The sequence below is a fragment of the Wenzhouxiangella sp. YN1 genome, from assembly GCF_056324145.1.
Genome location: NZ_JBJNIO010000148.1, coordinates 39,344 through 65,841 on the forward strand (window position 1 = coordinate 39,344; position 26,498 = coordinate 65,841).

25 protein-coding genes are annotated in these 26,498 nt (G+C 65.9%); 10 read left to right on the top strand and 15 right to left on the bottom strand.

Translation table 11 applies throughout. From position 1 onward, the window contains the following. Nucleotides 1-9 precede the first annotated feature (9 nt). Together lpxB and rnhB are read left to right on the top strand one after the other, a co-directional pair. A complete protein-coding gene (gene lpxB, locus ACEWQZ_RS08985; RefSeq protein ID WP_476482751.1) occupies nt 10-1,170 on the top strand; it encodes a lipid-A-disaccharide synthase in 1,161 nt (386 codons plus the stop codon). Beyond that, nucleotides 1,157-1,744 carry a ribonuclease HII gene (gene rnhB, locus ACEWQZ_RS08990; protein ID WP_476482752.1) on the top strand — a complete coding sequence of 196 codons (588 nt, stop codon included), beginning with the start codon at nt 1,157-1,159 and terminating at the stop codon, nt 1,742-1,744. The genes lpxB and rnhB overlap by 14 nt, the downstream gene beginning before the upstream one ends. Nucleotides 1,745-1,764: 20 nt before the next feature. Here rnhB and ACEWQZ_RS08995 read toward each other — a convergent pair whose 3' ends face one another. Further along, nucleotides 1,765-2,034: an acylphosphatase gene (locus tag ACEWQZ_RS08995; protein ID WP_476482753.1), complete on the bottom strand. Its 270-nt coding sequence runs from the start codon at nt 2,032-2,034 to the stop codon at nt 1,765-1,767. Between the two features lie 99 nt (nt 2,035-2,133). Further along, a complete protein-coding gene (locus tag ACEWQZ_RS09000; protein ID WP_476482754.1) occupies nt 2,134-3,411 on the bottom strand; it encodes a virulence factor BrkB family protein in 1,278 nt (425 codons plus the stop codon). Nucleotides 3,412-3,466: 55 nt separating this feature from the next. Here ACEWQZ_RS09000 and arsC point away from each other — a divergent pair, with 55 nt between their 5' ends. From arsC to ACEWQZ_RS09015, 3 genes are read left to right on the top strand one after another with little or no spacing between them, the layout of a single operon-like run. Then, a complete protein-coding gene (gene arsC / locus ACEWQZ_RS09005; RefSeq protein ID WP_476482755.1) occupies nt 3,467-3,817 on the top strand; it encodes an arsenate reductase (glutaredoxin) in 351 nt (116 codons plus the stop codon). Next, nucleotides 3,814-4,410 carry an NAD(P)H:quinone oxidoreductase gene (gene wrbA, locus ACEWQZ_RS09010; RefSeq protein ID WP_476482756.1) on the top strand — a complete coding sequence of 199 codons (597 nt, stop codon included), beginning with the start codon at nt 3,814-3,816 and terminating at the stop codon, nt 4,408-4,410. Before arsC ends, wrbA begins: the two co-directional genes overlap by 4 nt. After that, nucleotides 4,407-4,754 carry a DUF2069 domain-containing protein gene (locus ACEWQZ_RS09015; RefSeq protein WP_476482757.1) on the top strand — a complete coding sequence of 116 codons (348 nt, stop codon included), beginning with the start codon at nt 4,407-4,409 and terminating at the stop codon, nt 4,752-4,754. Before wrbA ends, ACEWQZ_RS09015 begins: the two co-directional genes overlap by 4 nt. 4 nt (nt 4,755-4,758) lie before the next feature. On the opposite strand, the gene ACEWQZ_RS09020 is transcribed toward ACEWQZ_RS09015, so the two are convergent. Further along, nucleotides 4,759-7,359: a hypothetical protein gene (locus ACEWQZ_RS09020; protein ID WP_476482758.1), complete on the bottom strand. Its 2,601-nt coding sequence runs from the start codon at nt 7,357-7,359 to the stop codon at nt 4,759-4,761. Between the two features lie 76 nt (nt 7,360-7,435). Between ACEWQZ_RS09020 and ACEWQZ_RS09025 the strand changes: the two genes are divergently transcribed. Next, the gene (locus tag ACEWQZ_RS09025; RefSeq protein ID WP_476482759.1) at nt 7,436-7,924 is read left to right on the top strand and encodes an asparaginase domain-containing protein; all 489 of its coding nucleotides are present in this window, start codon (nt 7,436-7,438) and stop codon (nt 7,922-7,924) included. Nucleotides 7,925-8,626: 702 nt separating this feature from the next. Here the strand turns inward: ACEWQZ_RS09025 and gcvT are convergent. From gcvT to rluD, 9 genes are all read right to left on the bottom strand, one after another. Continuing rightward, on the bottom strand, nt 8,627-9,700 hold the full coding sequence (gcvT, locus tag ACEWQZ_RS09030; RefSeq protein WP_476482760.1) for a glycine cleavage system aminomethyltransferase GcvT: 1,074 nt from the start codon (nt 9,698-9,700) through the stop codon (nt 8,627-8,629). Nucleotides 9,701-9,769: 69 nt separating this feature from the next. Continuing rightward, nucleotides 9,770-11,377, bottom strand: coding sequence for an ABC transporter permease (locus tag ACEWQZ_RS09035; RefSeq protein ID WP_476482761.1), 1,608 nt, complete (start codon nt 11,375-11,377; stop codon nt 9,770-9,772). Further along, nucleotides 11,361-12,464, bottom strand: a complete 1,104-nt coding sequence (locus ACEWQZ_RS09040) for an extracellular solute-binding protein (protein ID WP_476482762.1) — start codon at nt 12,462-12,464, stop codon at nt 11,361-11,363. The genes ACEWQZ_RS09035 and ACEWQZ_RS09040 overlap by 17 nt, the downstream gene beginning before the upstream one ends. Before the next feature lie 126 nt (nt 12,465-12,590). Further along, entirely contained in the window at nt 12,591-14,390 is a 1,800-nt protein-coding gene (locus ACEWQZ_RS09045; protein ID WP_476482763.1) for a monovalent cation:proton antiporter-2 (CPA2) family protein, read from the bottom strand. Between the two features lie 45 nt (nt 14,391-14,435). Continuing rightward, a complete protein-coding gene (eno, locus tag ACEWQZ_RS09050) occupies nt 14,436-15,722 on the bottom strand; it encodes a phosphopyruvate hydratase (RefSeq protein ID WP_476482764.1) in 1,287 nt (428 codons plus the stop codon). A gap of 159 nt (nt 15,723-15,881) precedes the next feature. Then, complete coding sequence (kdsA, locus tag ACEWQZ_RS09055; RefSeq protein ID WP_476482765.1) at nt 15,882-16,694, bottom strand: 3-deoxy-8-phosphooctulonate synthase; 813 nt, start codon at nt 16,692-16,694, stop codon at nt 15,882-15,884. Next, nucleotides 16,691-18,349 carry a CTP synthase gene (locus ACEWQZ_RS09060; RefSeq protein WP_476482766.1) on the bottom strand — a complete coding sequence of 553 codons (1,659 nt, stop codon included), beginning with the start codon at nt 18,347-18,349 and terminating at the stop codon, nt 16,691-16,693. Before ACEWQZ_RS09060 ends, kdsA begins: the two co-directional genes overlap by 4 nt. A gap of 130 nt (nt 18,350-18,479) precedes the next feature. Then, entirely contained in the window at nt 18,480-19,169 is a 690-nt protein-coding gene (pgeF, locus tag ACEWQZ_RS09065) for a peptidoglycan editing factor PgeF (protein ID WP_476482767.1), read from the bottom strand. Then, entirely contained in the window at nt 19,162-20,112 is a 951-nt protein-coding gene (gene rluD / locus ACEWQZ_RS09070; protein WP_476482768.1) for a 23S rRNA pseudouridine(1911/1915/1917) synthase RluD, read from the bottom strand. Before rluD ends, pgeF begins: the two co-directional genes overlap by 8 nt. Before the next feature lie 89 nt (nt 20,113-20,201). Between rluD and ACEWQZ_RS09075 the strand changes: the two genes are divergently transcribed. Together ACEWQZ_RS09075 and ACEWQZ_RS09080 are read left to right on the top strand one after the other, a co-directional pair. Then, nucleotides 20,202-21,011: an outer membrane protein assembly factor BamD gene (locus tag ACEWQZ_RS09075; RefSeq protein WP_476482769.1), complete on the top strand. Its 810-nt coding sequence runs from the start codon at nt 20,202-20,204 to the stop codon at nt 21,009-21,011. 27 nt (nt 21,012-21,038) lie between these two features. After that, complete coding sequence (locus ACEWQZ_RS09080; RefSeq protein ID WP_476482770.1) at nt 21,039-21,950, top strand: polyprenyl synthetase family protein; 912 nt, start codon at nt 21,039-21,041, stop codon at nt 21,948-21,950. 16 nt (nt 21,951-21,966) lie between these two features. Here the strand turns inward: ACEWQZ_RS09080 and trmB are convergent, their stop codons facing one another. From trmB to ACEWQZ_RS09095, 3 genes are all read right to left on the bottom strand, one after another. Then, the gene (trmB, locus tag ACEWQZ_RS09085) at nt 21,967-22,647 is read right to left on the bottom strand and encodes a tRNA (guanosine(46)-N7)-methyltransferase TrmB (RefSeq protein WP_476482771.1); all 681 of its coding nucleotides are present in this window, start codon (nt 22,645-22,647) and stop codon (nt 21,967-21,969) included. A 368-nt stretch (nt 22,648-23,015) separates the two neighbouring features. Continuing rightward, a complete protein-coding gene (gene thiS / locus ACEWQZ_RS09090; protein WP_476482772.1) occupies nt 23,016-23,216 on the bottom strand; it encodes a sulfur carrier protein ThiS in 201 nt (66 codons plus the stop codon). Further along, a complete protein-coding gene (locus tag ACEWQZ_RS09095; RefSeq protein ID WP_476482773.1) occupies nt 23,194-24,087 on the bottom strand; it encodes an EamA/DMT transporter family protein in 894 nt (297 codons plus the stop codon). The genes thiS and ACEWQZ_RS09095 overlap by 23 nt, the downstream gene beginning before the upstream one ends. A 157-nt stretch (nt 24,088-24,244) precedes the next feature. Here ACEWQZ_RS09095 and ACEWQZ_RS09100 point away from each other — a divergent pair, with 157 nt between their 5' ends. Together ACEWQZ_RS09100 and ACEWQZ_RS09105 are read left to right on the top strand one after the other, a co-directional pair. Next, nucleotides 24,245-24,814 carry a DsbA family protein gene (locus tag ACEWQZ_RS09100; RefSeq protein WP_476482774.1) on the top strand — a complete coding sequence of 190 codons (570 nt, stop codon included), beginning with the start codon at nt 24,245-24,247 and terminating at the stop codon, nt 24,812-24,814. Nucleotides 24,815-24,884: 70 nt separating this feature from the next. Further along, nucleotides 24,885-26,495 carry an FAD-dependent oxidoreductase gene (locus ACEWQZ_RS09105; protein WP_476482775.1) on the top strand — a complete coding sequence of 537 codons (1,611 nt, stop codon included), beginning with the start codon at nt 24,885-24,887 and terminating at the stop codon, nt 26,493-26,495. Nucleotides 26,496-26,498 lie beyond the last annotated feature (3 nt).

Here is a 26,498-nt window from a genome sequence, read left to right on the forward strand (position 1 = left end):
ACTGCCAGCATGAACGACCGCCCTCCGCGGATCGTGCTGGTCGCCGGCGAAGCCTCCGGAGACACTCTGGGAACCAGCCTCGCCCGACACCTGCGCGAGCAGCGGCCCGATATCGAGCTGGCCGGCGTGACCGGCGAGGGCATGCGCGCCGCAGGCGTCGACACCTGGTTCGATCTCGACGAGCTCAACGTCATGGGCCTGACCGAGGTGCTGCGCCACCTGCCGCGGCTGTTCCGCTTCCGCCGCACGCTCAGACACCGGATCCTGGCCTGGCAGCCGGACGCGTTCGTCGGCATCGATGCTCCGGACTTCAACCAGGGCCTCGCGCGCCAGCTCAAGCGCCGCGGGCAGCGCACGGTGCATTACGTGGCCCCGACCGTCTGGGCCTGGCGCCCCGGCCGAGCCGCCTCGGTGGCGCGCGCCACCGATCTGCTGCTGACACTGTTTCCCTTCGAGCCCGCGCTGTTTCGTGCCCACGGCCTCAATAGCTGTTTCGTCGGCCACCCGCTGGCCGACGACATTGCAGCCTCGCCGCTGCTGTTGCAGCGCCAGCAGCGCGCCGACCGGCAACGCGGCGCTCACATTGCCCTGCTTCCCGGCAGCCGGCGCGGCGAGATCGAAAACCATGCCCGCCTGCTGGCGGAGACCGCCCTGTGGCTGCGACAACAGCGCCCGGACCTGAAGCTGACCATGCTGCTGGCGCGCGCGGCTCAGCGCGATCAGGTGCAGGCGCTCGCCGGGCCGGAGCTGGCCAGGGCCGGGGTGCAGCTGGTCTGCGAGCGCACGCGTGCCGGCCTGGCCGCGGCCGACGCCGCGATATCGGCTTCGGGCACGGCCACGCTTGAAGCCTTTCTGCTCGAATGTCCGCTGGTGGCTTATTACCGCCTGGCAGCGCCCACCTACTGGCTGCTGCGCGGTCTGCGCCTGGTACGCTCGCAGTTCATCGCCCTGCCCAATATTCTCCAGGGATGCGCCCTGGTGCCGGAGTTCGTGCAGGCACAGGCACGCCCCGAGGCGCTGGGTCGCGAAGCGCTGGCCTGGATCGACGATCCGGCCCGCCTCGATGCCTATCGACAGGCCGCCGCCGGCTGCCGCAACGAACTTGCCGCCGGTGCCGGTGAGAACGCCGCTCGTGCCCTGCTGGAGTTGATTGACCATGATCGGCGCTGATATCTGCAGCGGACCGATTGCCGGCGTCGACGAAGCCGGCCGCGGCCCCCTGGCCGGCCCGGTTGTGGCCGCCGCGGTGGTTCTGGAGCGCCGACGGCCCATCAATGGCCTGGCCGACTCCAAGCAACTCAGCCCCCGGCGGCGCGAGGCGCTGGCCGAGATCATCCGCGAGCGGGCGCTGAGCTGGGGGCTGGGCGTGGTCGAGCCGGCTGAAATCGATCGGGTGAATATCCTCCAGGCCACTTTTCTGGCCATGCGCCAGGCGCTCGACGCGCTCGCGCTTGAGCCCGTGCTGGTGCGAGTCGACGGCAACCGCGCCCCGCCGCTGCCCTGGCCTGCCCAGGCCGTGATCGGCGGCGACCGCATCGATCGCGCCATTTCTGCGGCCAGCATCCTGGCCAAGGTGCACCGGGATGAACTGATGCTCGCCGTGCATGCGCGCTGGCCCCAGTATGGTTTCGACCGCCACAAGGGCTACCCCACGGCGGCGCATCTGGCCGCGCTGGAACAACACGGCCCCTGCCCCATCCACCGAACCAGCTTTCGCCCGGTGCGCCAGACCAGCCTGTTCTGAACCCGGCGCGGCAACACGCTTCAGCCGGTGGTGAAACCCGCAGGCACGTTCGCGGGCGCTGCGGTCCGCACCAGTTCGTCGACGCGCGCCGCCGGTGGGCCATGGGCAAGCCAGGCCTCGAGCTCTTCGAGCGCCGAAACCGGACCGGCAGCAACAACTTCCACGCGGCCGTCGGGCAGATTCACGGCATGTCCGGACAGACCCAGCGGTTCGGCCTGCCGGCGCGTCGATGCGCGAAATGAGACGCCCTGAACGCGTCCGCTCACCAGCCACTTTCGTGTTTCAGTCATGAATACCCATCCTCTGCGTTATCATTTTGTCGTGCACCCGCTGGCCGCCCCGGCCACCGTCAGCACCCGCAAGTGCCGCTGCCGAAAGCCTGGAAGGCTTCATGAAGCATCTTCCGGCTGGAACTTGAGCAGCGCCTTGATCGACCGATTCAGGGCCGGAGCACCGACCACGTCGATCGACTCCAGGCAGTTGACCAGCGCGCGATCCCAGTGACTGTCGATCGGAATCGACTGCAGCTCGCCAATCGGCAGTATGAACGGCCCGGCGCGGTAGAGCTGTGCCAGGGTGACATCTTCCAGATCGGTCGACAGCAGCCAGTCGCCACTGTCGTCGGGATGGATGAAGCCAGCGCGGTGGAACCAGTCGAGGATGCGCCCGATCTGCGCGTCTCCGGCGGCACGCTCGCGCGCCAGCAAATCGGCCTGCGACAGAACACGCCCCTGTCGTTGCGCATGCCAGAAGTGACCCAGCAGCCGCAGCGCCAGCACCAGCTCGTGGCGGCTCGACCAGTGCCATTCGCTGCTGCGGTAGTTGAAGGTGGTCAGCGCGGCAGCCACGCTGGCGCCCAGAAGCACCACCACCCAGGAGACGTAGATCCAGACCAGAAAGATCGGCACCGCAGCGAGCGCACCGTAGAGCTTTTCATAGGTTGGAAAGTGCGTCAAATAGAGCACGAAGCCGTGCTTGGCCAGCTCGAACAACAGCGCCGACAAAAAGGCGCCGGCCAGCGCGTGGCGCAGCAACACCCGACGGTGGGGCACCACCATGAAGACGAGCGTAAAGCCGATCAGCGCGACCAGAAACGGCGCGAGGTTGAGAAACAGCGCCTGCATGGCGCTGCGGACCGCTTCAGGTGCAAGCGCGGGCACGGCGGCCAGATAGGAGGTCAGCACCAGCGAAGCCCCCATCAGCAGCGGGCCGAGGGTCAGCACCGACCAGTAGGTGAGCAGCCTGCCGATGATGCCGCGCGGCCTGGGCACCCGCCAGATGCGGTTGAGGCTGCGCTCGATGGTGGACATCAGCAGCAGGGCGGTCACGATGAGAAACAGGGTGCCGGCGCCGGTCAGCTCGGCTGTGCGCTCCACGAACTGATTGAGATGTTCCTGTACCGCGTCACCGGCCGCCGGCACAAAGTTGGTGAAGACGTAGCTCTCGACCTCATTGGCCCACTGGTCAAACACCGGGAAAGCAGAAATCACGCCCAGCATGACCGCCATCAGCGGCACCACGGCCAGCAAGCTGGTGTAACTCAGGGCGGCGGCCGCCTCGAGAGAGCGATCGTCGCGAAAGTGGCGCCACAAGTGAGCGCCGAACGCGCGCAGCCAGCCGCTGTCGATCAGGCTGGCAGGCCAGCCGCGGGATGTCTGCGTTGACACCCCGGACTGAACGGGTACGCTACCCTTCCCTTCGTGTCGAGACTTGGATGAATTCATGTCCACCAGGATCTATCACAATCCACGTTGCTCCAAGAGCCGCCAGGCACTGGCGCTGATTCGCGATCACGGCATCGAGCCCCGGATCATCGAGTATCTTGAGCAGACGCCCTCGCCGGATGAGCTCAAGCGTATCACTCAACAGCTGGGCGTCCCGATCCGCGAGATCATGCGCAGCGGCGAGCCGGAATACAAGCAGCTGGGGCTGGACGACGAGGCACTCGACGATGCCGCGCTGATCGCAGGGATCTGCTCGCACCCGCGGCTGTTGCAGCGACCGATCGTGGTGCATGGCGAGCAGGCGCGCCTGGGCCGTCCACCCGAAGCCATCGAAGAGATTCTGCCGTGACCGAGATTCTGGTGCTTTTTCATTCCGTACACGGCAACACGCACAACATGGCGCGCGAGATCGCGCGCGGTGTGGAGTCGGTCGACGGCTGCCAGGCCCGCCTGCGTACCGTGCCGCCAGTGGCAACCGCCGACGCGCCGGCACGCGAAATCCACGCCAGCGGGCCGGCGTTCGTCAGCCGTGAAGACCTGGCCGAATGCCATGGCCTGGCGCTGGGCAGCCCGACGCGCTTTGGCAACATGGCCGCAGCCCTGAAGTACTTTCTCGACGGCACCGCCGGCGAATGGTTCTCGGGCACGCTGGTCGGCAAGCCCGCCGGCGTGTTCACCTCGACGGCCACCATGCACGGCGGCCAGGAGGCCACGCTGCTGAGCATGATGGTGCCGCTGCTGCACCACGGCATGATGGTTCTGGGCCTGCCCTACACGCTGCCGGAGCTCACGCATACCCGAAGCGGCGGTACGCCCTACGGACCCAGCCACGTGGCCGGTGTTGATTCCGACCTTGATCTGGACGACGACGAGCGCCGCCTGTGCCGGGCGCTGGGCCGCCGGCTGGCCGAAGTGGCCACCCGGCTAGGAGCGCACAGTTGATCGGGCCGGGCACCTGTCGCTGGAGCCTGGTCGGGCTGATCGTGCTGCAGCCAATCTGGTTCGGCTGGCTGGCGCCACCGCAGCTGCTGCCACCCTGGGTCGCCATCGTGGCGCTGGGGTTGCCGCTACTGCTGGCGCTGCCGTTTGTATGGCGCGCAAACAAGACCGGGCTGGTGGTCACTGGCTGTCTGCTGCTGGTGCATTTCTGCCTGGCCGTGGCCGAAGCCTGGGCCAGCCCGGCAGCAAGAATTCCGGCCGTTGCCCAGGTGCTGCTGGTCGGGGTCTACTTCACGGCGATGTCGGCGCTGCGCTTCGGGCGCAAGCGAAACACGTCGAAGCCCTGAGGGCTCATGGCGCCATCCGGCGCTGAAGCTCGGCCAGCCGCTCCAGGCTGTAGTCAATCTCCGGCGCGCGCTGCCCGCGTTCACGCAGGGCTTCGGGCAGCGCCATCCAGGCATCGCGCAGGGCCTGAGCACGTTCTTGCCCCAGCTGCGGCATGTCGCTGGCCACCACGCCGGCGTCGCGCATCAGGCGTACCCGGTCACGGGTCATCAGACCGGACTCGCCGGCCAGCATGGCGCGAACCGGCGCATGCTGTCGGATGACTCGGGGATAGTGCAGCTCCAGCACGCGCCGCAGCAGCGCCGCTGAATCGGCAGCCCGCGCCATCGCCTGAACCAGCGGGTTCTCGTCGCCGCTGCGCGGCGGGTTGATCAGCGGTGCCAACAGTTGGCGCTCACGCTGCGCGACCAGGTGAGCCAGGTGCGCTCGGACTGCGACCTGCATCTCGGCCGGATCAACCTTCTCGATGTGCTCCACACCGCGCCCGGTGACAAACCAGTCACGCCACTCGGCGCCACGGTCCCAGTTGGCCTGCATCTGCGCCTCCGGCGTGGTCGGCGCGCTCACGAAATAGGTCAGGCGATTGGGCACCAGGCCGGTATGCCCCTGCGCCAGGCTGCTGGCCACCGAGCGGCCGATCTGATCAATGGGGCAATTCTGCGCCAGCGTGGCCTCGTCGCTGGCGGCAAACAGGTAGTGCCGCGTTTCACTGTCGGTCAGACGATAACGAAACACCGTGCTGACCTCGTTGTTGCCGCGAAAGGTACCGACCAGATCGAAGCCGAGCTTGCCGTGGTAGTTGGCAATGCCGCTGGCTTGCCCGGGCGCCGGCGCCATGCTGCGCTCCACCCAGCGTACCCGATCGTAGCAAAGGCCCAGCTCGCCCATGCCAACCTGATCAGCCAGCAGGTAGCTGTTGGGAAACTGCCCGAGCAGCGCGCGGGAAACGGGCAGCTGTATGCGGGCCCCACAGGTGTTGGCTCCGGGGCAGGGGCCGATGAAAAGATCCTGCGGCTGATAGGCGGTCACCTGATCGGCCAGGCCATCGAGTTCGATATCGGCACCCGGCCGGGTATGGCTTTCGTAAAATGCCGCGCGCGCCTGCTCCAGCAGCCCGGCGACCTCATCCAGCGCCGTGGCGTGGCGTGCCAGCAGGCGCTCGACCGGATCACGCCGGCTGTCGCCGCGACCGGTCAGGCAGTCAAGCCACTCGATCCGCTCGGCTGTCTGCGACTGCATCTGCCCCATCAGCCGGTCGATCGTGTCGCGCCAGCCACTACCGCTGAAAAACACCGGGCGCTGCGACACCCAGCGCACCAGATGATCGGCCAGAAGCGACCACTCCAGAGCGTTGGCCCAGCGCGGTGTCGGGCACTGCGCCGACAAAAGCCAGTTGAGGTGACCGTCCAGATAGGCTGCCCGCTGCCAGCTCATCAGGCCCAGCTCACGACGCAGGAACTCCGTTGCAAAGGGGCCCTGGCCACCGCCGACGAGCTCCTCGCTGTCGAGCTGAGCGGTCATCACTGCGGCGAGATTGCGAACACAGCGCGCAAAACGGTCACGCGGCAGGGGGCCGACAAGAAGAGGGTCGGGACGGCAATCGGCCAGCGTGCGCCGGACCGGCTCACGCACCGGCTGATCGAGATAAAAAGCAAGGTCCGGAACGAACAGGGCCAGCCGGGCATAGGCATCGCCAAGCTCGTCCAGGGCGGGCGCGGCGGCGCGCTCGTCAACGGCCACGAGATGGTTGGCCGCATCCGTCAGCAGCGCCAGCACGACCGGCAGGTCGATATCGACCCGCCGGAGCGCAGCATTCTGCTCCTCGGCGATCTGCCCCAGCCACTGCAACCAGGCGTCGCTGCGGTCTTCCAGTGCTACCTGAAACTGGGTCAAGCGCGCCAGCGCCTCGAAGGTCAGCCAGACCGCATCCAGCGGCTGACCCGTCTCCCAGGCCCGGCGGGCCTGCCCAAGCAGCATGGCATCGCGAAGCCGGGCGCGCGCCGGAGCCGAGTCAGCCAGCGACAGGCGGCGCGACAACCCGGCCTGCTCGCGGGCGTAGGCGACCCTGCCCTCGTCTTGTTGGCGCGTCAGGCCCGCGTCCAGATCCGACCAGAATGCGGCAACCGATGCCTGCCCCTGTTCGCCCAGGCTGGCGGCTACCGCGCGCCAGATGCGCGGCGACTGATAGGCTGCCGCCACCTGCATGCGCGCCAGCTCGCCGACCGCCTGCTCTCTGTCCAGCAGCTCGCCGGCAGCCGCAGGATCGGGCTCCGGGAACTCGCGTTCCGGCTCGGCAGGGCTGCTCTCGCGTTCTTGGGCCAGCCAGGCCAACAGGCCGTCCGCCAGCGAAACCCGAACCGGCCCGGCCGGGGTCAGCGCCCGCTCGAACCGCAGTGCGAGTGCCTCCACGGTCTGCTGCCAGTCGTCCGCCTCGCCGCCGCGTGCCAGCCAGACGGCCGCTGCCATGGTTCGATTGCGAGCGCGATCAGCCGTGGCCGGATGCCAGTGCAGGGCAAGCACCTCGTCGGCCACAGTCTGCGCCTGCAGCGGCTGGGTCAGGGCCGCCAGCATCCACAGCAGGCAAGCGCTCCTCAGGGCGGTTCTCATGGCCGCTATACTACTCGAATGCCCGTGCATTCCGGGCTTGTCTGCACTCACCCGAAAGACCATTCAGGAACCCGCTTTGAACAAGCTCAACATCCTCACCACCGGCGGCACGATCGACAAGATCTATTACGACGACAAGTCCGACTATCAGATCGGCGAGCCGGAGATCGGACGCATTCTGGAAGCCATGAACGTGGCCTTCGACTGGGAAATTCGCGCCCTGATGCGCAAGGACTCCCTGAACATGGGTGAGCCGGAACGCAGCCTCGTTCGCCAGGCCGTGATGACCAGCGACGACCGCCACTTTCTGATCACCCACGGCACCGACACCATGGTCGAGACCGCAGCCGCGCTGGAAGACACGGGCGAGCGCGTGATCGTGATGACCGGCGCACTCAACCCGGCGCGTTTCATCGACTCCGACGCCATGTTCAACATCGGCTGCGCCGTCGGCGCTGTACAGGCGCTGCCGCCGGGCGTCTGGATTGCCATGAACGGCCGCATCTGGGACCCGAAGAAAGTGCGCAAGAATCGCTCGGAAAACCGTTTCGAAGCAGTGGAGTGAAGACGCCGGCGCCGGCCTTTGTAGGAGCGATCTCCAGATCGCGATACGGCGTTGACAGGAACCGCCGGGCCCGGCAGCCTTCTCACGGTTTCATACCCGCTGTTCACCCTCGCAGCCGAGTTTTCCCATGCGGGCTTCGACACGTCAAAGGCGTTGCGCCCGGCTTGCTTCGCAAGCTCTTTGGGCGGGTCGCGTGGTGCCCAGGATCGTTTCCGAAAGTGGCCATGGGATAGATCGTGGGCTTGTGCTCGGGAGGCTACACCGCGCGCGTTGCGCGCGCTTGCTGTGGGGAACGGGGGCGATAGAGATGGAAGTCTGCCCCAGATCGTCGGGAGGCCAATTCCGAAGCCCGGAATCCAGACGCCATCCCAGCGCTACCCGAAGCCAATGATCGAAGCCGAGCCGCCCGGGTGCCGGCTCCGCCCCATTGCGGCAAGGCCACCGGATCCTTCGACGGAATGCTCGCGAAGGCACCGCCGCGAAGGGGCCAGCCCGCACAGTACGCGAGTCCTGAAACAATCAAGCGTGGGACTTTGAAGTTGAGGAGCAATTTTTGGTTACTTTTTTTGCTCTGGAAAAAAGTGACCCGCCATCAGCCTGCGCAGCAGGCGGGCGGAACGCCTTTGACTTTGACTTTGATTTAAACGTGCCGAAGCCGGGCCGGCATCGCGACCGGCCGGTCGCGATGCCTGGATCAAGACCTCAGATGCGCACCTTGCCCTGCCGAACGAACGGCGGCTTGACGACCCGGGCGGAGAGCTTGCGGCCGCGCAGCTCGATATCGACTTCGTCGAATTCGCCGGCAGGGATGCGCGCAAGCGCGATCGGGCACTGGGTCGACGGCCCGAACACGCCGCTGGTTACTTCCCCCTCGCCGGCCGGGGTGTGCACCACCGCGCCGTTGCGCGGAATGCCACCGCGACCGAGCACCAGGCCGACCAGCTGCCGCAGCTCGCCCGCTTTCTTCTGTTCTTCAAGTGCCTGGCGACCGATGAAGTCGCGATCCTGGGGTTCGAAAGCCACGGTCCAGGCCAGGTTCGACTCCAGCGGAGTCGTGTGGATGTCCATGTCCTGTCCGTAAAGGTTGAGGCCGGCCTCCAGACGCAGGCTGTCGCGTGCGCCGAGGCCGCAGGGTCGGATTCCGGCCTTTGCCAGGGCCTGCCAGAAGCCCGGCGCTTCTCCGGCCGGCAGCAGAACTTCGAATCCGTCCTCGCCGGTGTAGCCGGTGCGGGAGATGAAGTAATCGCCGTGGCTGGTGGCGCGGAAAGGCTTGATCTGTCCGGCGTCGGGGGCGCTCAGCAGCTCGATGACCTGATCGCGGGCCTCGGGCCCCTGTACGGCGATGATCGCCAGGTCATCGCGCTCGACGATCTCGACGTCGAAGTCGGCGGCCACGCGGTGCATCCAGGCGAGATCATCTTCGCGTCTGGCCGCGTTGAGCACGCTGCGGAAAAGCTCATCATCGAGCCAGTAGGTCAGAAGGTCGTCAATCACGCCGCCGTCTTCATTGAGCATGCACGCATACAGCGCTTGGCCCTTTTCTCCCAGGCGGGCCAGATCATTGGCCAGCAGACGTCGCAGAAAATCACGCGCTCCGCGGCCCTGAATGTCAACGACGGTCATGTGGGACACATCGAACATGCCGGCCGACTCGCGCACGGCCTTGTGTTCTTCCATCTGTGAACCGTAGTGAATGGGCAGTTCCCATCCGGCGAAATCGACCATCTTGCCGCCGGCTTCCAGATGCTCGGCGTGAAGCGGAGTTTTCAAGCTCATGTTCTCAATCGTGCCTCTTGTCGTGTCAATCCGTGTCAATCCCCTTTACCCCGCAGGGTGGGCGGATCATTATATCGCGCGCGTTCGGCCCGACCGGATCAGCACCGCGACCGGAATGGCGCCGAGCACCACCAGCAGCAGCGCCGGCAGGGCGGCCAGCTGCCACTGGCCCTCAGCGGTCAGCTCGTAGATGCGCACCGCCAGGGTTTCCCAGCCGAAGGGCCGCAGCATCAGGGTAGCCGGCATTTCCTTGGCCACCTCAACCAGGGCGAGCAGAAAGGCGGTCACCAGACCCGGCCACAGCAAGGGCATGTTGACCCGCCAGATGCGATACCAGCGCGGTACGCCCAGGCTGCGCGCCACCTCGACATAGCGCGGTCGAATACGCCCGGCGACGCTGTCGAGCGGCCCCCAGGCCACCCGCAGAAAGCGGATCAGATAGGCCAGAACCAGTGCGGTCATGCCGCCGGCCAAAGCGGTACCGGCCAGGCGGTCGAACTTCAGGAAAGCCAGCATGATGGCTACCGCCAGCACGGTACCCGGAATGGCGTAGCCGAGGGCAGCGACCTCGCCGAGCAGCTGCTGTCGACGCGAAGCGCGATAGGTTGCCGCCAGCAGCACCAATCCGCCGGAGACCACGGCCAGGGCCCCGGCCAGGCCCAGCACCATGGTGTTGGCTACCGCCTGTACCAGCCGGCCATCGAACAGCTCGCCAAGCTGCGGCCAGGCCCAGACCAGCAGCTGAATCAACGGCAGCACCACGGCAACCAGCAGGACCGCCAGCTGCAGCGCGGTTGCCAGCCAGGCACGAGCGCCGTGCAGGCGAATGCGGTGCCCGGTCGGGCGGCGCTCGGCCTGGCTGACGCGGCTGCTGCGACTGAGTCGCTCCACCCCGAGCAGCAGCAGAACAAACAGCATCAGAATGGAGGCCAGTTGAACCGCGGCCGTGAGATTGAACATGCCCAGCCAGGTTCGGTAGATCGCGGTGGTAAAGGTGTCGAATCCATAGATCGAGACCGCACCGAAGTCCGCCAGGGCCTCCATCAGCGCCAGCGCCAGGCCAGCAACGATGGCCGGGCGGGCCATCGGCAGGCTGATGCGCAAGAACGTGCGCAGCGGCCCCTGCCCCAGACTGCGCGAAGCCTCGAAGGCGCTCAACCCGCCACCGACAAAGGCCGCACGCGCGAGCAGGTAGACATAGGGGTAGAAGGCGAGAACCAGGATGAACAGCACGCCGACCGGCCGGCTGAGCAACTCCATCGGTGCCGGGGCGGCGCCGAACCCGTGGCGCCAAAGCGTCTGCACGGGGCCGGCGTAGTCAAGCATGCCCAGATAGATGAAGGCGAGCACGTAAGTGGGAAATGCCAGCGGCAGGACCAGCATCGGGTCGAGCACGCGCCGCAGCGGATACTCGCAGCAGGCCGAAAGCCACGCCAGGCTGACGCCAAGCACCAGAACGCCCAGCCCGACGACCACCATCATCAGTGCCGTGTGGCCAATCAGGCGCGGCAGCAGATATTCGGAAAGGTGCTCCCAGGTTTCGGGCTGCGGCTGAGCCCAACTGATCAGCAGCACTACCAGCGGGATGCCGACCAGCAACAGCAGCGGGCCGATCAGCCAGTGCCGATCGGCCCGCGGCCAGAGCCGTGACTGTTCAGCTTCAGCGGTAGCCGGCACGATCCATCAGGCGCACGGCCTGGGCCTGGCGTTTGCCGGCAATCTGCAGCGGGGTGTCGTCGGCGCGGAAGTCGCCCCACTCGCGGACAATGCCGCGCGGAGCCACCTCGGGGTTGACCGGAAATTCCAGATTGTTCTGCGCGAACTCGTTCTGGGCTTCGCTGGAGGCGAGCCACTCCAGCAGAGCCTGCGCCGCTTCCGGATGCGGCGCATGCCGGGTCACGCCAGCGCCGGAGATATTGACATGCGTGCCGGTGGTTGCCTGGTTGGCCCAGAACAGTTTGACCGGGTAGTCGGGGTTCTCGGCCAGCTTGCGGCCCAGGTAATAGCTGTTGACGATGCCGACATCACACTGGCCGGCCTCCATGGCCTCGATCAGGCGGGTGTCGGAGGAAAAAGGGCCGGTCGCCAGGTTGTCGACCCAGCCGCGCACGATGTCCTCGGTGCGCTCCTCGCCGTGGTGCTCGATGAGCATCGCCACCAGGGACTGGTTATACACCTTCTTGGAGGTGCGCAGGCACAGCCGGTCCGACCACTTTTCCGAGGCCAGCGCTTCGTAGGTCGACAGCTCGCTTTCAGCCACGCGGTCAGGATGATAGACAATGGTACGCGCACGCACCGACAGCCCGTACCAGCGGCCCTGATCGTCGCGCAGGGCGGCAGGCACGGCGCGGTTCAGCGCCTCGGATTGTACCGGCTGCAGCAGATCGCGCTCAGCGGCGTGCCACAGATTGCCCGCATCCACGGTCATGAACAGGTCGGCTACGGTCTTGTCTTCTTCGGCGTCCAGCCGTTCGATCAGAGCCGCTTCGCTGTCGTTGATGTACTCGATGTCGATGCCGGTTTCAGCGGCATAACGATCGAACAGCGGTTCGATCAGGTGCGGCTGGCGCGAGGTATAGACCACCAGCCGAGTCGGCTTGTCGGCTGCCGATTCGGTTGCCGCCTGCGATGGGGCGCGGTCGCTCGTCGGGGCGGTCGCATCAGGCGACGTCGCGTCCGTGGCGGCGGGATTTTCGGTCGGCGCGGAATCCGGGCTGCAGGCCGTCAGCAGGGCCAGCGCAATGGCAATCATCAAAAGACGCATGAGGTTTTCCAGTCACTGCAAAACAGGCAGATAATTCTACTGATAACGATTTGCATTTACAACGGACATCAGCTGCACAAGTCTACCGCCTTGCCTGCCGACATTGCTTGACGTGCATCAAATACGTCAGTCCGTGTCCCTGCCTTCCTGCAGCAGGCGCCGATCTTCACTGAACAGTTCCTCGAGTTGCTCACGGCTTCTGCGCTCGATGCGCGCCAGGCGCTCGTGGTCGCCGCGGTGCTCGATCTGCTCGCGCAGCGTGGCCTCGTCGTGCTCGGCGAAACGGTCCACATAGTGATCGGCGCGGCGCACGCCCATGGAACGCAGCGCCGTGCGCGCCATCGCCAGGCTCGACAGCCAGGTTTCACGAATCACCTCATCGACCCCCAGCGCCAGCAGCTCCATGGCGTGGTCGCGATTGCGCGCCCGCGCCAGAATCCTGAGCTCAGGAAAGTAGCGGCGCACCATGGCGGCGGTGCGAATCGAGCGTTCGGGATCGGAAATGGTCAGGATGAACAGGCGGGCCCGCCCGACGCCGACAGCACGCAATACCTCGAGGCGATTGGCGTCACCGTAGAAGATCTGATGGCCAAACTTGCGCACGAACTCCACGTGCGCCGGGTCGCTGTCGAGCGCGGTGAAGTGAATGCCCAGCATCGACAGGTTCCGCCCGACGATCTGACCCACGCGCCCGAAGCCGGCGATGATCACGCGCGGGCTGCCGTAATCATCAGGAATCGGGTCGGGCTCCGGTTCGGGCTCGGCGCGCGCCAGGCGCGGCTGCAGAAACCGCTCATTGGCCATGTAGAGCAACGGCGTAAGCGCCATCGAAATGCTGGCGACCACGATCAGCTGAGCGACCAGTTCCGGCGCCATCACGCCCTCGTCGACGGCCACGGCAAACAGGATGAAGGCGAACTCTCCGGCCTGCGGCAAGGCCATCGCCAAAGCCACGGTCGACGAGCGCTTCAGATGCGCCAAGCGGCCGACCAGCAGCAGCGCGACAAGCTTGATGGTCATGATCGCCACCACCAGCGCAAGGATCGTCAGCGGTGCAGCCATGACGCGGCCGAAGTCGATCGACATGCCCACGGCGATGAAGAACAACCCCAGCAGCAGGCCCTTGAAGGGATCGAGCGCGGCCTGAATTTCATGGCGGTACTCCGAATCAGCCAGCAGAACGCCGGCCAGGAAGGCACCCAGCGCCATGCTCAATCCCGCGTAGTCGGCCAGCACGGCGGTGCCAAGCACCACCAGCAGATCCATGGCTACGAACACCTCCGGCACCCCGGTGGCGGCAATGGCGCGCAGCAGCGGGCGCAGCAGAAAGCGACCGGCGAGAATCAGCGCTGCAATCAGCGCCGCAGCGCGCACGATGCCGACGGCAATTGACCAGCCCGAATGCAGATCATCACTGCCGCCGGCAAGCAGCGGCAGAATGGCCAGCAAGGGGATGACGGCAATGTCCTGCAGCAGCAGAATGCCGAACGCCTGGCGACCATGCGCGGCGCCGAGCTGCTTGCGTTCGGCCAGAATCTGCACGCCCATGGCCGTCGATGACAGCGACAGCACAATGGCAATCAGCAGCCCGACACCAGCGCTGGCGGCCCACCAGGCGGCCAGCGGCCACAGCAGCAGCGTAGTAATCAGCATCTGCATCGAGCCGACGTAGAAAACCACGCGTCGGAGCACCCACAGACGCGAGGGCTTCAGCTCCAGGCCGATGAGAAACAGCAGCAGAATGATGCCGAATTCGGAAAAGTGCAGGATGGTGTCGACATCATCGATCAAGGCCAGTCCCCACGGCCCGATGATCACTCCGGCGACGAGAAAGCCGAGCACGGCCCCCAGACCGGCAAAGCGCGCCAGCGGCACCATGACCACCGCGGCGATCAGAAAGATGATGATTTCGGCCAGCAGGCTCATGCCGGCCGTCTCTGTGTCAACCGATTACGAGTCGGAAGGTCGCGATCAGGCCAGGTAGCGCGAGAACACATGCTCGCCATCATAGCGCGCACCATCGCCCAGCGCCGCATGAATGCGCAGCAGCTGGTTGTACTTGGCAACCCGGTCGGAGCGGCACAGCGAGCCGGTCTTGATCTGGCCGGCATCGGTGGCCACCGCCAGGTCGGCGATGGTGACATCCTCGGTTTCGCCCGAGCGATGCGAGATGACGGTGCCGAAGCCGGCATTGCGCGCCATGGTGATGGCGTCGAGCGTTTCCGACAGCGTGCCGATCTGGTTGGGCTTGATCAGGATCGCGTTGCCGATATGCTCATCGATGCCGCGCTGCAGAATGCGCGTATTGGTCACGAACAGGTCATCACCCACCAGCTGTACCTTGCCGCCGATTCGCTGCGTCAGTTCGGCCCAGCCGCCCCAGTCTTCCTCGTCCATGCCGTCTTCGATGGAAAGCACCGGGTAGCGATCGGCCAGGCCGCCCAGATATTCCGCAAAACCCGCGCTGTCGAAAGCGCGGCCTTCAGCGTCGAGCACATACTGACCATCGCGATAGAACTCGCTGGAGGCCACGTCCAGGGCCAGATGAACGTCGTTGCCGGGCTCGTATCCGGCCTCGGCAATCGCCGTCATCAACAGCTCGAGCGCGGCCTCGTTGGAAGACAGGTCCGGCGCAAAGCCGCCTTCGTCGCCCACCGCGGTGTTGAGGCCGCGCTGGCGCAGGATGCTCTTGAGCGCGTGGAAAATTTCAGTGCCGGCCTGCAGCGCAGCGGGAAAATCCGGCAGGCCGGTGGGCATGATCATGAATTCCTGAATATCGACCCGGTTGTCGGCGTGCGCGCCACCGTTGAGAATGTTCATCATCGGCACCGGCAGGCTGGCCTGCTGACCGGAGGCAGCGAGCAGGTACTGCCACAGGGCAATGTCCTGCGCAGCTGCGGCGGCGTGCGCGGCCGCCAGCGAAACCCCCAGCAGGGCGTTGGCGCCCAGGCGCGATTTGTTGTCGGTGCCGTCGAGCTCGATGAGCCTGTTGTCGATACCGATCTGGTCGGTGACATCCATGCCCTTGACGGCCTCGGCGATCTCGCCGTTGACGCTGGCCACCGCTTGGCGCACGCCCTTGCCGCCGTAGCGCTCGCCGCCATCGCGCAGCTCCACGGCCTCGCGTGCCCCGGTCGAGGCGCCTGACGGCACCGCCGCGCGGCCCACATGGCCGCCCGCGGCGACCACCTCGGCCTCCAGCGTCGGATTGCCGCGCGAATCCAGAATTTCCAGTGCTCGAACTTGAGTGATTTTCATGGTGTATTGATTGGGTTTGTCAGATCAAAAAGCTTTCAGCACGAAGAACACGACGAGGGGCACGAAGCACCCGACGACAGGAAAGAAGTGCTGATCGGACTGCTTCCAGCCCCGCGTGCCCTTCGTGCCTTCCCTCGCGGGCTGGATGCTATCTTTTTCTCACCCCGGCCTGACCGCCCGATCAATCGCGACCAGTTGTTCGAGCAGGGCTTCCATATCCGCCAGGCGCATCGAATTGGGGCCGTCGCACAGGGCCTTTTCGGGCTCGGGATGGGTTTCGCAGAACACGCCGGCCACGCCGGCGCCCACGGCAGCGCGGGCGAGCACGGGAATGAACTCGCGCATGCCGCCCGATGACTCGCCCTGCCCACCCGGCAGCTGCACCGAGTGAGTGGCATCGAAAACCACCGGGCAGCCGGTCTCGCGCATGATCGCCAGCGAGCGCATGTCGACCACCAGGTTGTTGTAGCCGAACATGTAGCCGCGCTCGCAAACCATGAGTTCGTCGTTGCCGGCCGCGCGCGCTTTCTCGACGACCTTGCTCATCTCCCAGGGCGAGAGAAACTGCCCCTTCTTGATGTTGACCGGCCTGCCGGCGCGCGCCACGTTCTGGATGAAATTGGTCTGGCGGCACAGAAACGCCGGGGTCTGCAGCACGTCGGCCACGGCGGCCACTTCATCGAGCGGGGTGTCTTCGTGCACGTCGGTGAGCACCGGCACACCGACCTGCGAGCGCACCGCCTCGAGGATGCGCATACCCTCTTCCAGCCCCGGCCCGCGGTAGCTCTTGACCGAGGTACGGTTGGCCTTGTCGAACGAGCCCTTGAACACATAGGGAATGCCCAGGCGCTGGGTGACTTCCGCGAGATGGCCAGCGACATCCAGGCACATCTGTTCGGACTCGAGCGTGTCGGGCCCGGCGATCAGAAACAGGGGCTGGTCGAGCCCGATATCGGATCCGGCCAGCCTCATGATGCTTCCAGCGGCTGGCGCGGCTTGCCGTCGATCCTTTCCTGCCGCGCCAGCGCCGCGCGGATAAAGCCGGCAAACAGCGGATGCCCGTCGCGCGGCGTGGAAGTGAACTCGGGGTGAAACTGGCAGGCCACGAACCAGGGATGGTCGGGCAGCTCGACCACCTCGACCAGCATGTCGTCAACCGAAAAGCCGACCAGATTCATGCCGTTGGCCTCGAGTGTCTCGCGGTAGGCGTTGTTGAATTCGTAGCGGTGGCGGTGGCGCTCGACCACCTCGTCGGCGCCGTAGAGCTTGCGCGCCAGCGAGCCCGACGTCAGCCTGCAGCGCTGGGCCCCAAGGCGCATGGTGCCGCCCAGGTCGGCGCTTTCGTCCCGCAGTTCGCGCTGGCCGTTTTCGTCCAGCCATTCGGCAATCAGGCCGATCACCGGGTCTTCCGCCTCGGGATCGACTTCGGTGGAGTTGGCGCCGGCCAGGCCGCAGACATTACGCGCAAACTCGACCACCGCCGCCTGCATGCCCAGACAGATGCCGAGATAGGGAATGCCGTTCTCGCGGGCGTATCGAATGGCGGCAATCTTGCCCTCGAAGCCGCGCTCGCCGAAACCGCCGGGCACCAGAATGGCGTCAGCGTCGGTCAGAACGCCCGTGCCGTTGGCTTCGATCTCCTCGGATTCGACGCCCTTGATCTTCACCCTGACCCAGTCACCAAAGCCGCCGGCCATCAGGGCCTCGTTGAGCGACTTGTAGGCATCGGCATATTCAACGTACTTGCCGACCATGGCCACCGTGACCTCGTGCTCGGGCCGGGTCTGGCGCTCGACCACCTCTTCCCAGTCCGACAGGTCGGGGGAGGACGCCTTGATACCGAGCCGCTCGAGCACGATACGATCCAGCCCCTGGCGATGGTAGAACAGCGGAATCTTGTAGATGGAGTCGACATCCACCGCTGAAATCACCGCGTCGTGGGGCACGTTGGTAAACAGCGCGATCTTCTTGCGCTCCTCATCGGAAAGCATGCGCTCGCAGCGGCACAGGAGCACGTCGGGCTGAATGCCGATCGAGCGCAACTCCTTGACCGAATGCTGGGTCGGCTTGGTCTTGATCTCGTTGGCCGCCTTCAGATAGGGCACCAGCGTCAGGTGCATGAACAGCGCCTGGCGGCCATACTCGCTGCCGAGCTGGCGGATGGCCTCGAGGAAGGGCAGCGACTCGATATCGCCGACGGTACCGCCGATCTCGATCAGGGCAACGTCATAGCCCTCGATGGCACGGCTGACCGAGTCCTTGATTTCGTCGGTGATGTGCGGAATGACCTGCACGGTCTTGCCCAGGTAGTCGCCGCGGCGCTCCTTGGCGATCACGTTGGCGTAGATGCGTCCGGTGGTGAAATTGTTGCGCCGGGTCATGCGCGTGCGCACGAAACGCTCGTAGTGACCCAGATCGAGATCGGTTTCGGCCCCGTCCTCGGTAACGAACACTTCGCCGTGCTGAAACGGGCTCATCGTGCCCGGATCGACGTTGACGTAGGGGTCGAGTTTCAACAGGGTCACGCGCAGGCCCCGGGCCTCCAGAATGGAGCCCAGCGAAGCGGCTGAAATACCTTTGCCCAGCGATGAAACGACACCGCCAGTAACGAATATGAGAGAGGTCATGCCCGGGCAACCGTGCTGCAGTGGGTCCGGGAGAGAATTGTAACCGATATCGGACGGGAACCTTCCGCGGGGGAACGACCAAAACCTGCGCGGGCCCACGCCGCTGGCAACCATGTCTTGCGCCACTCGCTCATCGAGAGCTGGCTCTTGTTTGAAAACTGGCGCTTGTGAATTGCTCATTGCGGTCGAGCCAGATCACCGACGCCATGCGCCCGGTGCTGCCCTCGCGCCGAAAGGAATGGAACGTGTCGGACTCCTCGAAGGTGCAGCGATCGCAGTCATACACCTCGGCGCCGGCCGCGCGCAGCTGCTGCGCCGCGATCCACTTCAGGTCCGCCCGCCAGCGCTCGCCGTCGGGCGCGAAGGCTGTCTTCAGCGCCGCATCGTCGCGCAGGAAGGCTTCACGCACCTCGCCGCCGACCTGATAGCAGCGCCCGCAGATGGCCGGACCAATCCATGCGCACAGATCCCGGTCGGCGACCGGCAGCGCCGCCAGCGTCTTTCCGATGATGCCCGCGGCCAGCGAACGCCAGCCGCCGTGGATCCCGGCCACCAACGTGGCATTGCGATCGGCCATCAGAATGGGCAGGCAGTCGGCGGTCTGAATGACCACCACTTCTCCGGGCCGATCACTCCAGGCGGCATCGGCCTCGACGCCCGGACGCCAGTCGGCAAGGTCAATGACCCGGCTGCCGTGCACCTGCCGCAGCCAGCACGGCTGGGCCGGAAGCACATCCAAGGCCGCATCCGTTTGGTCGCCGCGAGTGGTCGTGAACGCCGCGATCCTCTGGGCGGCAAGCGGCCAGCCTGGTTCAATCATCGTCATCACCGGCCAGCAGCTCGATGAACTCGCGCATGTCGTTGGGAACGGGCGCCGTTGCCTGCACCGGCTCTGCGGTTTCAGGGTGCTCGAAGTGCAACTGGTGTGCGTGCAGCGCCTGTCGGGGGAAATTCTGCCAGGCCACGCGCTGGGCCTCGGTCAGCCCGGCTGGTGCACCCCGGCGACCGTAAAGCGGATCACCAATGATCGGGTGGCGCTGGTGCGCCATATGGACGCGAATCTGATGCGTCCGCCCGGTTTCGAGCGCGACGTTCAACAAGGTCGCAGCCTTGAGCCGCCGCGCCACCCGATAGTGCGTCACCGCGCGCCGGCCGTCATGGCGAACGACCTGACGCCGCCGGTCGACCGGGTGCCGGCCCAGCGGCTGGTCCACACAGCCACCGGCAATCAGCTCGCCCCAGACCAGTGCGCGATAGCGACGCTGGATTTCGCGCTGCTTCATGGCGGACACCAGGCGCCGATGGCTGGCCGTGGTACGCGCCACCAGAAGACAGCCGCTGGTGTCCTTGTCAAGACGGTGAACCAGGCCCGCGCGCGGCAGCGGCGCCAGCCCGGGGTCGAAGTGCAACAGCGCGTTGACCAGCGTGCCATCCGGGTTGCCCGAACCGGGATGCACCACCAGCCCGGCCGGCTTGTTCACGACCAGAAAATGCGGATCGTCGATCAGCATCTCGAGCTCGATGGCCTGCGGCTCGAGTTCGGCATGCGCTTCCAGGCAGGCCGCCAGCACCACGCGCTCGCCGCCGGCAACCCGCTGGCGGGGCTTGACGACCCGACCATCAACGGTAATCTCTCCGCCCCGGATCCAGGCAGCAATGCGGCTGCGGGAAAAGTCGGACCACAGCCCGGCCAGCAGAGCGTCCAGGCGCTGCCCGGCTTGCGCCGCGTCGATCACAAGGTCCTTGTTGATACGAATGTTCATGGTGTCCGGTAGCAGCCGACAAGCAGGCCGGCAGAATGGCATAATGACGCGCCGCAGCGTGCCTTTATTTTCGACTTCCAGAGAACATTATGCGCAATCCCGCCCCAGCCCGCCGCCCCTTATCCGTCACCGTGGTGCTTTTGACCGCACTGGTCCTGGCCCTGGCCGGCTGTGCGCGCGAAAAAATCAGCGATGACATACCGCCCGAAGAGCTCTACCAGCGCGCGCACAAGGCGCTTCAGGCTCAGGCCTGGCCACAGGCCATTCAGCGCTACAAGCAGCTGACCACGCGCTACCCCTTCGGTCGCCACGCCGAACAGGCTCAGCTCGACATGGGTTTTGCCCAGTACAAGGCCGGCGCTTCAGAGCAGGCACTGACCACGCTCGACCGCTTCATTCGCACCTACCCGACCCATCCCAACGTCGACTACGCCTGGTACCTGAAGGGGCTGGTCAACTACGATCAGGCCATGGGTTTTCTGCGCCGGATATTTCCCGGCCAGGTGGTCGATCGTGACCAGACCAAGGCGCGCCAGGCCTTCATGGAGTTTCAGGAGCTGGTGCGTCGCTTTCCCGAAAGCCGCTACGTGGCTGACGCCCGCCAGCGCATGGTGTTTCTGCGCAACATCATGGCCGAGCAGGACGTGGTGGTCGGCGAGTACTACTTCCGGCGCGGCGCCTACATCGCCGCGCTTGGCCGGGCCGAACACGTGATCAAGACCTATCCGCAGGCGCCGGCCAACGTTTCGGCGCTGGACCTGATGGCGCGCGCCTACAGCCAGCTGGACCTGCCCGAGCTGGCGGCCGACGCGCGCCGGGTGATCGAGCACAACTACGGCGATCTCACCCTGGAAGAAGAAGATCCCGGTTTTTTCCGCCGGCTGTGGCCGTTTGACTGAAGCGCGATACGACTCCGGATCTACAGCATGTCTGCCGCGGCCTTTTCCGAGCGCACCGACCTATTGACCGGGCGCCTCGAAGCCTGCCTGGAGCGCCGCCTCCAGGCACTTCCGGGCAGCGACGTGCCGCTTGCCGAAGCCATGACCTACGCCGCCATGGGCGGCGGCAAGCGCCTGCGACCGCTGCTCGTCTACGCCAGCGGGCAGGCGCTCGGCCTGGACCTGCCCGGACCGGATGACACCGACGGCCACTTGCTCGACGCGCCCGCCATGGCGGTGGAACTGATTCACTGCTACTCCCTGGTACACGACGATCTGCCGGTGATGGACGACGACGACCTCCGTCGCGGCCGGCCAACCCTGCACCTGGCTTTCGACGAGGCGACGGCGATTCTCGCCGGTGACGCCCTGCAGGCACTGGCCTTCGAAGTCCTGGCAGGATTGCCGGACGCCGCCGCATCGCAGCGAATGATTGCGCAGCTGGCGCACGCCTGCGGTGTCGTCGGCATGGCCGGCGGTCAGGCGCTGGATCTGCACTTTGAAGGCAAACAGCCCGACCGCGAGGCCGTCGAAGACATGTTCCGTCGCAAGACCGGGGCCCTGATCCATGCGGCGGTCATGATGCCCGCCGCCCTCGCGCCAGAGCTGCCGTGCGCCCGGCGCCAGGCCCTTTCGGACTTCGCCGGCGCCATCGGCCTGGCGTTCCAGATTCGCGACGACCTGCTCGAGGTCGAATGCGACACCCAGGTCATCGGCAAGTCCAGCGCCAGCGACGCCAGTCGCCAGAAAGCCAGCTGGCCGATGCGTTTCGGCATCGAGGCCGCGCATGCACGCATCGACGAGCTGGCGGCAGAAGCTCGCCGGGCGCTGGGCGCAGTCCACGGCGATACCGACGGCCTGGCGTGGCTGGCAGGCCGCCTGCTCAATCGCGGTTATTGATTCAGCTGTTATTGCCTCAGCGGCTCTCGACCCGGCAGAGGATATCGACGATTTCGTGACCCTTGCTGTGGCCGCGACGCTCGAAATGCGTTTGCGGCCGCCAGCCGGGCCGGGCCACGAAGGGGTTGCCTTCCAGCTTCAGCTGCGGCACCGCGCCGATGGCTGCCAGCATCCACTCGGCGTAGGGCTGCCAATCGGTTGCCAGATGCAGCCACCCCCCGGGCCGAATTGATTCCACCAGGGTGGTCAGAAACCCGGGCTGGATCAGGCGCCGCTTGTGGTGGCGTTTTTTTGGCCAGGGGTCGGGAAAATAGACGCGAACCTCATCCAGGCTGGCCGGCCTGACCTGCGCGGCCAACACCTCCACGGCATCGCGCATGGCCACTCGGACGTTCGCCAGGCCGGCCTCGTCGATGCTGTTGAGCAGGCGACCCACGCCCGGCTCGTGCACCTCGATGCCGACAAAGTTCTTTTCGGGTTCACGGGTGGCCATCCAGGCCAGTGCCTGGCCGTTACCGCAGCCGATCTCCACCACCAGCGGCGCGGGGCGCTCGAATGCCGTGCGCAAGTCGGTGATGTCTTCATCAATGCCGTAGCGCGGCAACAGTTCCTCAAGCGCGCGCCGCTGACCCGCAGTCAGGCGGCCGGGGCGGCGAACGAAGCTGCGAACACGGCGAAGGTGGGTGTGGTCGTTCATTCGGACGTGGTTGGCTGGTTGGCTGGTTGGTTGGCTGGTTGGCTGGTTGGCTGGTTGGCTGGTTGGCTGGTTAGCTGGTTAGCTGGTTAGCTGGTTAGCTGGTTAGCTGGTTAGCTGGTTAGCTGGTTAGCTGGTTAGCTGGTTAGCTGGTTAGCAATGATCATGATGCTCGGATCACATAAAGCAACAGCAAAAGGGCTTATCCCGGCGCACCTAGCCAACTAGCCAACTAGCCAACTAGCCAACTAGCCAACTAGCCAACTAGCCAACTAGCCAACTAGCCAACTAGCCAACTAGCCAACTAGCCAACTAGCCAACCAGCCAGCCACGCTCGCCAGCGCGGGGCCGCCTTTTCAAGCGCCCATGGATCAAGCGCCCGAGTCGCTCTCCTCGATCTCGACTTGGTCGCCGTCGTTGATCGTCACTTCGGCGAACAGGGAAGCGGGCACCGGTTCATCATTGCGCACAACGCGCACCGCATGCTCGTCATGGCCCAGCTCCTCGAGCACTCCGCTGACCGTCAGGTTGTCGGAAAACGTCCGGATTTCACCGTTCAGATGCACTTCCATGGCCCCCATTGTACGCACTTGCCCTTTCGGTAGTGGGCCGGGACAGCCATACCGCCAGAACAATCACCAGCCCACCCACAAGCAGCCGCAGCCAGTCGATATCACGGTCCCAGAAAACGAAATTCACCAGGATGCCGGTCGGAATGAGCATGTTGTTCATTGCCGCCAGCTGGCCCGTATTGACCCGCTTGGCGCCGAGGTTCCAGCCCAGATAGCCCAGGGCGGAAGCGCCCGCGCCCAGCCACAGCAGAACCCCCCACTGGATGCTCGTGGTCGGCCACCGGGAATGGTCGGCAAACAGCAGCACGGCCAGCCCGACAACCACGGCCGCCCCGGCAAAGAACAGCCCGAAAGCCTGTATCTGCGACACCGTATCGCCGAGCTGCAGACGCCTGTAGGCCACCTGACCGGCGGCAAAACACAGGTTGGCCCCCTGCACCAGACCGAAGCCCGCCAGAAAGTCGGGACTTATCTCACCGAAGCGAATGATCCCGGCTCCACCCACGGCCAGCGCTGCGGCCAGCCAGAAACGACCGGGCAGATGACGCCGCCCCCGCAGCAGCTCGTCGATCAAGGTCACGTACAGCGGCGTGAAGATGGTGAACAGCAGCAGCTCCGGCACCCTCAGATAGCCATAGGCGTGAAAAAGAAACAGGTACATGACGCCGATCTGCAGCGCGCCGATGACCATCAGCGACACGCCGGCCCGCCATCCCGGCCGCGCCCGTATCAGCAGCGGAGCAAAAACCGCCAGCGCCAGAATCACGCGCAGGAAAACCGAAATGAAATCATCGACCTCTCCGGCGAGATAAACACCAATCAGGGAGAAACTGAAAGCCCACAGCAGGGTGACGATCCACAACAAAGGCATGACAAGGCGCCCGTCTACTTAATAAATGCCTTGGGAGTTTACAGGATGGCCTGCGCCGCTGCAGGCTGCATTCACCCCGCCGGCGGCCATGCGCTCCGGCGATGCCCGGTTTATGCCACACTGGAAATGAATTCAACATGCTGCCGGAGGCCGAATCATGAGTGATAATGACGGCTACGCCGCGCCACTGCACTTCGGACGCGGGCCAACGATCTTCGAGGTTTTCGTCGAGCCGACCTGCCCGTTCTCGACCAAGGCCATGGGCAAGCTCGAGCCCCTGCTCGCCGCCGTCGGTGAGGATCGGGTCACCGTCAAGCTGCGGCTGCAGTCCCAGCCCTGGCACCTGTGGTCTGGAGTGGTGACCCGCTGCGTGATCGCCGCATCGACCCTGCCCGACGGCCGCGACCGGGCTTGGGACGTGCTCAAGGCGGTGGCCCAACACCGCGAGGAATTCGTGTTCGAAAACCATGCCACCGGCCCCAACCGCACAACCACGCCGGATGAAATCATCGAGCGCATCGAGGGCTACAGCGGCTTCGCCCTGGCGGCCGCCTTCGACAATCCCAAGCTCGATACCATCACCAAATGGCACAGCAAATACGCGCGCCAGAACGGCATTCACGTCTCGCCGACGTTCATGGTCAACGGGCTCATCGACCCGGACCTGGGCAGCGGCGACGAAGTGGACCAGTGGGCCGAGGCCATCCGCGGCGCCCCCGTGCGCTGATTGCCCGGGCCAAGGCCTGCCGGCACGGGGGAGACTAGCGACCAGTGCATCGATCAAGGGGAAGTCGCCGATGGCGGCGCTGAAATCCGACGTCGCGGTCATCGGCGGCGGTCTGGCCGGTATCGTCACCGCGCTCGAGTGTCTGCGCGCTGGCCGGCGGGTGATCCTGATCGACCGTCATCGCCCCGAGCATTTCGGCGGGCTGGCGCTGTGGGCCTTCGGCGGCATGGCGCTCATCGGCACGCCGCTGCAAGCGCGCCAGAAGATTCCCGACACCCCCGAGCGCGCCCTGGCCGACTGGCTGCGCTTCGGCGAGCTCGACCCCGACGACGAGCTGGCCTGCCGCTGGGCGCGCCATTACGTCGAGCACTCCCGCGTTCAGGTTCACGACTGGCTGCTCGCCCACGGCGTCAAGTTCATGCCGGCGGTCAACTGGGTCGAGCGCGGCCGCCACGGCGACGGCAACAGCCTGCCGCGCTATCACATCGTGTGGGGCACCGCCCGCCACCTGGTGCGGCAAATGTGCGCCGCGCTCCACGAGGCCGGCCGGAACGACCGCCTGCAGCTGCTGCACGAACACCGTGTCAGCGCGCTCGACCACGCCGGCGGAACGATTCGCGGCGCTCTCGCCATCGACGAGACCAGCGGAAAAGAAGTGCAGATTGCCGCGCCGGTCGTGGTGCTGGCCACCGGCGGCATCAACGGCAACCTCGAGCAGGTTCGCGCCCACTGGCCGGCCGACCGGCCGCAACCAAAACGCCTGCTCAACGGCGCCCACCCCTTCTCCGACGGCGCCCTGCAGCGCTGGGCGGCCGACAATGTAGACGGCCAGATCGTGCGCGCCGGTGAGATGTGGAACTACGCCGCCGGCATTCCCCACCCGCAGCCGCTGTTCGACGGCCACGGCCTGTCGCTGATTCCGTGCAAGTCCGCGCTCTGGCTCGACCACCGCGGCGAACGCATCGGGCCCGAACCGCTGGTCACCGGCTTCGACACCCACTGGCTGTGTCAACGCGTGGCCGAACAGGAACAACCCTGGAGCTGGCAGCTCATGAACCGGCGTATCGCCATGAAGGAGTTCGCCATCTCCGGCGCCGAGCACAACCAGCGCATCCGCGACCGCCAGTTTCTGCGTTTCACGAAAGACCTGCTGCTGGGCAGCGCTGCGCTGATCGAGCAGATGCAGCGCGAAAGCCCGCATTTTCTGGTCGACGACACGCTCGCCGGCCTGGCCGAAAAGATGAACGCACTGACCGGCACGCGCGCTATCGACCCGGCTGTCCTCAAGGCCACCGCCGACGCCTTCGACGCCAACTTTGCAGCCGGCGGCTGGCTCGAGAACGACGACCAGATCCGCCGCATCCGCCACGCCCGCCAGTGGGGCCCCGACCGGCTTCGAACCTGCAAGCCCGCGCCGCTACAGGACAAGGCCGCCGGCCCGTTCATTGCCGTCCACACCCAGCTGATCACGCGCAAGAGCCTGGGCGGGCTGCGTACCGATCTGTCCAGCCGGGTGCTCGGCCGCAATGACCAGCCCGTCGCCGGCCTTTACTGCGTCGGCGAGGCGGCCGGTTTCGGCGGCGGCGGGGCCTGCGGCAAGCGCTCGCTGGAAGGGACCTTCCTGCCCGGCTGCATCTTGACCGCCCGCGCCGCCGCGCGCGCCATCGACGAGGGAGGCTGACAC